Below are 4,940 nucleotides of genomic sequence, written 5' to 3' on the forward strand. Positions count from 1 at the left end.
TTTCACAGTCTAGATTTTCGCCGTCTAACGCACCCTACAAATTTTAAACTATTCCCTTAAACAGTAAAGAAATCTTCCTCTGCCCATTTTGGAATTGAATCTTTCGCAACCATAGTCAGCAAAGCATAATCTTTACGGTTAACTCCCGTTGGTAAATCTTTGGGAACTCCCATAACTGTTTGAGTCTTGAATACTGTTCCCGGTGCGAGGTCATGGAATGGAAATTCTGGCTCCGTACAACCTAAACATGGCATTCCCGCGCGAGTCTTAGACGAAACCCGGTTCCATAAAATACGGTTACAGGGAGAATGAGTCATCGGTCCGCGACAACCCAAGTCATAGAATAGACATCCTTGACGCTGCCCAAAATCTGAGGTTGAAGCTTTGTAAGCAAAGTGAACGTTGCGAGTACAACCTGTTTGAGTGAAGCTTTTGAAAAATGTTTCGGGGCGGTGAAATTCGTCTAAGGTAATGTCATCAAGTCTACCAGTAGCAACTGCTACTAATATTTGGGAAATCCAATCTGGGTGCGCGGGGCAACCGGGAATGTTGATAACTGGATATCCAGCTTTACTCTTGAAATCTTCTCCTAAAAATCCGCCTTTTTTCCGTTTGAGAAATTGCAAACCTTCAGACTCGCTGGGGTTTGGTGACATTGCTGGAATACCGCCATAAGTAGCGCAGTCTCCCACTGCCACGACGAAACCAGCAATTTCCGATAATTCTTTTACCCAATCTTTCATGGGGCGATCGGCAAAACGGTTCCATTCTCCCGTACCATTGGGAGCATTAATTATTGTTCCTTCGTATACTAATATATCTAAATGTGTTTTTCCCGAAATACAATCTTTTAATAACTCTTGAACGTTTGTACCAAGCTCAAATCCTAAAGAAGGATGCCAAAGTACATTAATGCCGAAGTCTGTAATTAAGTCACAAATATTTGGTTCTTCAGCATTGAGAAATGATATGGTATTGCCAGAACAAGCTCCACCTTGAAGCCACAGTAGATTGATCATTCTGTCCTGATTCTCCTCTCTGTTATGTGAGGTTGAGATGGAATTCACGATAGAATTTGTCGCACCCTATTTCAACCTTTATGAAATTATAAAGGATAGATAATGATGATTTTGTATAATTTATGAAATTTTTTATTATTGATTAATTGTTAGTTTAACTAATTTTTTTTTTGTTGCTTTTGATACTTTATTTTTACAATTTTATTGGTAATAAAATCTTGAGAAAATCTAAGACTAAGTTATCCTAAGATCTGTCTGAAATTTAATTAAATTTCTACACTTATCAGCAAAACGTTGAACAAAGCGATCGCCTGCTTCTATGCTGACGTTAGCAAAATAACTAGAAATTTCATCTAAATCGCGATAGGAAACCGTATTGATTTATTTGCGATCGCTCAGATACCAGTTATTAGTATTACAGCGGTTTTCAGATTTCATAAATCTTCAATAGTTACCAGTCCACCTTCAGTAAACTAAATTACCAATTCTGCTTCTTCTAACATCGCCGTTCCCAATAAAGGTCGTCTCCCAGTTCCCACAACTTGAACTATCCTTTCTTCACCATTCCAGAGAATAATTGCTTCATAAACTGGTAATAATACAGATGTATTATTAGCTAAATTGGCAGGCGTAGTCTACTTAAAAGGTAAGCCTAACAAAGCAACAACTTCACTTGGTAAGCATAGTTCATCTGTAAATCCAGTATCAATCACAAACTGAATGGAAAAATCAGGACGATCAGGGAGACGAAATGTTATTGATACTGTAGGATATCCATTATTAACAATACCAGAAATCACTCGCTAACACGCTCCATATTACCACAAAAAGAGACAGCCACTTTATATCCAATACGAATGCCAAATAATCTAGCTAGGGGATTTTTCTCATAGAGGTAGTTAGCTGCTTTTAAACCATTTTTATCAACAGAATAATCCCCCGTTTCAATGTCAATAATCACCATTTTGCCTATATTTTCTGGTGTTTCAACAGCAGCGCGGATGCTATTTTGATAAAGCTGTTTACCAATCTTGCCAACTTCTTCATAACTTAATAAGAGCGTTTCCATCAATATTATGCTCCAAAAAAAGGATTGTTTATTTATAATAGCAGAAGTTAAGAATAAACTAGCTATCTCATATCAAATCTGGTTTATTGGTAAAATACAATATTGTAAGGGTTTGGCCTTCAAACCCCTACCAAACTAACTAACAATAGAATAAATGAGCAATCAAAAACTCCTAGAAAGAATCACTATTGACCCAAATATCTGTCACGGTAAACCCTGCCTCCGGGGATTGCGTTATCCAGTAGAATTTATACTAGAATTGCTTAGTAGTGGCATGAATATTGAGGAAATTCTTGAAGACTATGATGATTTAGAAAGAGACGATATCCTTGCTGCTTTACAGTTTGCTACTCGTTTAACTCAAGTAAAAAGTATTTATAGCATAGTACCATGAAGTTCTTAGTTGACGCACAACTGCCAGTGCGTCTCGTAGTTTTTCTCCGATCTGCGGGTTACGATACTATTCACACAAAAGATTTACCTCTTCAAAATGCTACTCCAGAAACAGAAATTAATTCTCTTTCTGTCCTAGAAAATCGAATTGTTGTTACTAAAGACCACGATTTTTTTGATTCTTTTTTGATTCGTCAAGAACCTTATAAGCTGTTGTTAGTTACCACTGGTAATATCCCTAATAAAGAACTGATGAAGTTGTTTATAAATAACCTGTCTCAGTTAATCCAGCTACTTGAGGGAAATTCGCTAGTAGAAATGAGTAGAAATTCTATTATTGTACATCAATAATTTATAATATTCAGTATTTCCTTAAATATATCTATAGCCAATATATCTATTAGAGTTAAATGAGTCCATCCCTAGAAGAATCTATTGTTTTAATTACCAGTGCTAGTAACGAATCTTTCAAAGCAGATGTTATTGGCTCTGGATTTGCTTTTTATCGAGTGGATAATTATACTTATTTGCTAACCTGCGCCCATGTTGTTGAAGATGTGGGTGGTGAGGAAAATGTTTTGGTTAATAATATTCCCGCAGAAGTTGTTGCAACAGGAGATGTTAAGGGTTTTGATTTAGCAGTGTTGAGAGTTGAAAAGCTGAATATCCCTATTTTCCAGTTAGTAAGTTTATCCGAAGCAGAAAATCAAAAGTTTCGGATAGCAGGTCATTATCTCTATGGTGAAAATAAAAACGTGATGCTGGAAACTGTTGATGGAACTCTAGGGAAAAAGCGTTTTGCTCGTCAAAATAATGAAACGGTGATAGCTTGGAATTTGTTAATTAATGAAGGCGATGTAGCTGCCGCTAGGCTCCGCCAACGCCTTCGTAAAGGTTATAGTGGCGCACCTGTAGTTATTCTGGAAACAGGTCATGTGTTGGGTATAGCGATGACAATGGAAAATGAGGGAGCAGAAGGTTTAGCGATCTCCATAGAAGCTTTAAATAAAATTTGGCCTCAAATGCCTGTTGCTATTTCTCAAAAGTTGTCTAAAGTTGAACTCAAATCAGATGTTGGTTTTGACTATAGCGAATTAAATAGATTACTTAGTCAGGGAAAGTGGAGAGAGGCAGATGCAGAAACTGCTCGTTGTATGTTGCAAATTGCAGGGCGAAGTTCAGAAGGTTGGTTAAGGGTAGAAGATATAGATAAATTCCCTTGTACGGACCTCCACACAATTGATCAACTTTGGGTAAAATATAGTCATGGTAAATTTGGCTTTTCTGTGCAAAAGAAAATTTATCAGAATTTAGGTGGTATTAGACAGTCTAATGAGAAAGTATATGAAGTATTCGGTAACAAAGTTGGATGGTGTCAAGGAGGAAAATGGTTGTATTACTCTGACCTAACTTTTAGTTTAGATACACATTACATGGGGCATTTGCCGGGTGCATTAGGTTGGGTGCTTCGTGCAGTTGATGGGGAGGGTTTGCGATTTTTCTTCGGGGAGAAAGTAATTATATATCCCCAGAAAAAATAACTTTTAATAGGGAAAAAAAGGATGACAACAGAAGGTTGGAACGAAGGTCAAGTTAGTAAATTCTCAGAGACACGAGATTTACAGCGCTTTTCGCTCTTGATGAACCACATCTTCACACATCAAACCTTGTAGGGACGTTCCATGGAACGTCCTTACTGTGGTTTACCCAAATGAAAACCGCTTTCATTAATAGTAACGCTCGTATTGTTGAAGCTTTAGTGAATAGGAGAGCAAAAATAGCACCAGAACAAGAAAAAACATTTCAAGTTATAGTACAACAACAAGCAGAAATTCGTGTTTTGCAAACAGAAACTCGGCGTATTTTAGATATTGACGAGAGTTAGTTTTTGGGATTAAACTGGCAATAGAAGCATCTTTTTAAGGAATATGAACATGGTTCTCCTAAAGAAAAATAAATCATTACAGCAACACAAAAACACTGATAAGTAATGACTGAAATATTAGTAATAGGTTACGGTAATACGCTCCGCAGTGATGATGGTGCTGGTCAACGAGTAGCAGAGTTGGTGGCTGAGTGGAAGTTGCCCAATGTTCGATCACTCCCGGTGCATCAACTTACTCCAGAATTGGCAGAAACTATATCTCAAGCAGAATTAGTTATTTTTGTGGATGTCTATCCGGCAACTTCTGAACAAGGTTTACAGGTTCATCAACTTTACGACTATCCCCCGCCTTTAGAAAGGGGGGAATTTGAGAGTCAGGGTTTGAATATTGGGCATACAGGAGACCCGCGATCGCTACTTGCTCTTAGTAAATTTGTCTATAATAATGTGCCTCCAGCTTGGTGGATATTAATACCTGCAGTTAATTTTGAATTTGGGGAAGATTTTTCTTCACAAACATCTCAAGGAATTACAGATGCTTTAGCACAAATTCAACAGATTTTTCTTAAGTAAA

At 37.3% G+C, this 4,940-nt stretch carries 7 protein-coding genes; 5 read left to right on the plus strand and 2 right to left on the minus strand.

Translation table 11 applies throughout. The features are described from left to right. Positions 1–56: 56 nt before the first annotated feature. Together AC3DU7_RS19505 and AC3DU7_RS19510 are read right to left on the minus strand one after the other, a co-directional pair. Entirely contained in the window at positions 57–1,019 is a 963-nt protein-coding gene (locus tag AC3DU7_RS19505) for an NADH-quinone oxidoreductase subunit B family protein (RefSeq protein ID WP_488040972.1), read from the minus strand. Positions 1,020–1,815: 796 nt separating this feature from the next. Next, the gene (locus AC3DU7_RS19510) at positions 1,816–2,088 is read right to left on the minus strand and encodes a hypothetical protein (RefSeq protein WP_488040973.1); all 273 of its coding nucleotides are present in this window, start codon (positions 2,086–2,088) and stop codon (positions 1,816–1,818) included. Between the two features lie 154 nt (positions 2,089–2,242). Between AC3DU7_RS19510 and AC3DU7_RS19515 the strand changes: the two genes are divergently transcribed. The 5 genes from AC3DU7_RS19515 (at position 2,243) to AC3DU7_RS19535 (ending at position 4,939) form a co-directional block, all read left to right on the plus strand. Continuing rightward, on the plus strand, positions 2,243–2,482 hold the full coding sequence (locus AC3DU7_RS19515) for a DUF433 domain-containing protein (protein ID WP_488040974.1): 240 nt from the start codon (positions 2,243–2,245) through the stop codon (positions 2,480–2,482). After that, positions 2,479–2,832, plus strand: a complete 354-nt coding sequence (locus AC3DU7_RS19520) for a DUF5615 family PIN-like protein (RefSeq protein WP_488040975.1) — start codon at positions 2,479–2,481, stop codon at positions 2,830–2,832. The genes AC3DU7_RS19515 and AC3DU7_RS19520 overlap by 4 nt, the downstream gene beginning before the upstream one ends. Before the next feature lie 59 nt (positions 2,833–2,891). Beyond that, positions 2,892–4,022 carry a GUN4 domain-containing protein gene (locus AC3DU7_RS19525; protein ID WP_488040976.1) on the plus strand — a complete coding sequence of 377 codons (1,131 nt, stop codon included), beginning with the start codon at positions 2,892–2,894 and terminating at the stop codon, positions 4,020–4,022. Positions 4,023–4,192: 170 nt separating this feature from the next. Continuing rightward, positions 4,193–4,366 carry a hypothetical protein gene (locus AC3DU7_RS19530; protein ID WP_488040977.1) on the plus strand — a complete coding sequence of 58 codons (174 nt, stop codon included), beginning with the start codon at positions 4,193–4,195 and terminating at the stop codon, positions 4,364–4,366. A gap of 105 nt (positions 4,367–4,471) precedes the next feature. Beyond that, positions 4,472–4,939: a hydrogenase maturation protease gene (locus tag AC3DU7_RS19535; protein WP_488040978.1), complete on the plus strand. Its 468-nt coding sequence runs from the start codon at positions 4,472–4,474 to the stop codon at positions 4,937–4,939. Position 4,940 lies beyond the last annotated feature (1 nt).

The sequence above is a fragment of the Okeania sp. genome (assembly GCF_983059655.1).

Excerpts from the sequence above, each read along its gene's own strand:
- AC3DU7_RS19505 (WP_488040972.1), bottom strand. The coding sequence starts at position 1,019 with ATGATCAATCTACTGTGGCTTCAAGGTGGAGCTTGTTCTGGCAATACC.
- AC3DU7_RS19510 (WP_488040973.1), bottom strand. The coding sequence starts at position 2,088 with ATGGAAACGCTCTTATTAAGTTATGAAGAAGTTGGCAAGATTGGTAAA.
- AC3DU7_RS19515 (WP_488040974.1), top strand. The coding sequence starts at position 2,243 with ATGAGCAATCAAAAACTCCTAGAAAGAATCACTATTGACCCAAATATC.
- AC3DU7_RS19520 (WP_488040975.1), top strand. The coding sequence starts at position 2,479 with ATGAAGTTCTTAGTTGACGCACAACTGCCAGTGCGTCTCGTAGTTTTT.
- AC3DU7_RS19525 (WP_488040976.1), top strand. The coding sequence starts at position 2,892 with ATGAGTCCATCCCTAGAAGAATCTATTGTTTTAATTACCAGTGCTAGT.
- AC3DU7_RS19530 (WP_488040977.1), top strand. The coding sequence starts at position 4,193 with ATGAAAACCGCTTTCATTAATAGTAACGCTCGTATTGTTGAAGCTTTA.
- AC3DU7_RS19535 (WP_488040978.1), top strand. The coding sequence starts at position 4,472 with ATGACTGAAATATTAGTAATAGGTTACGGTAATACGCTCCGCAGTGAT.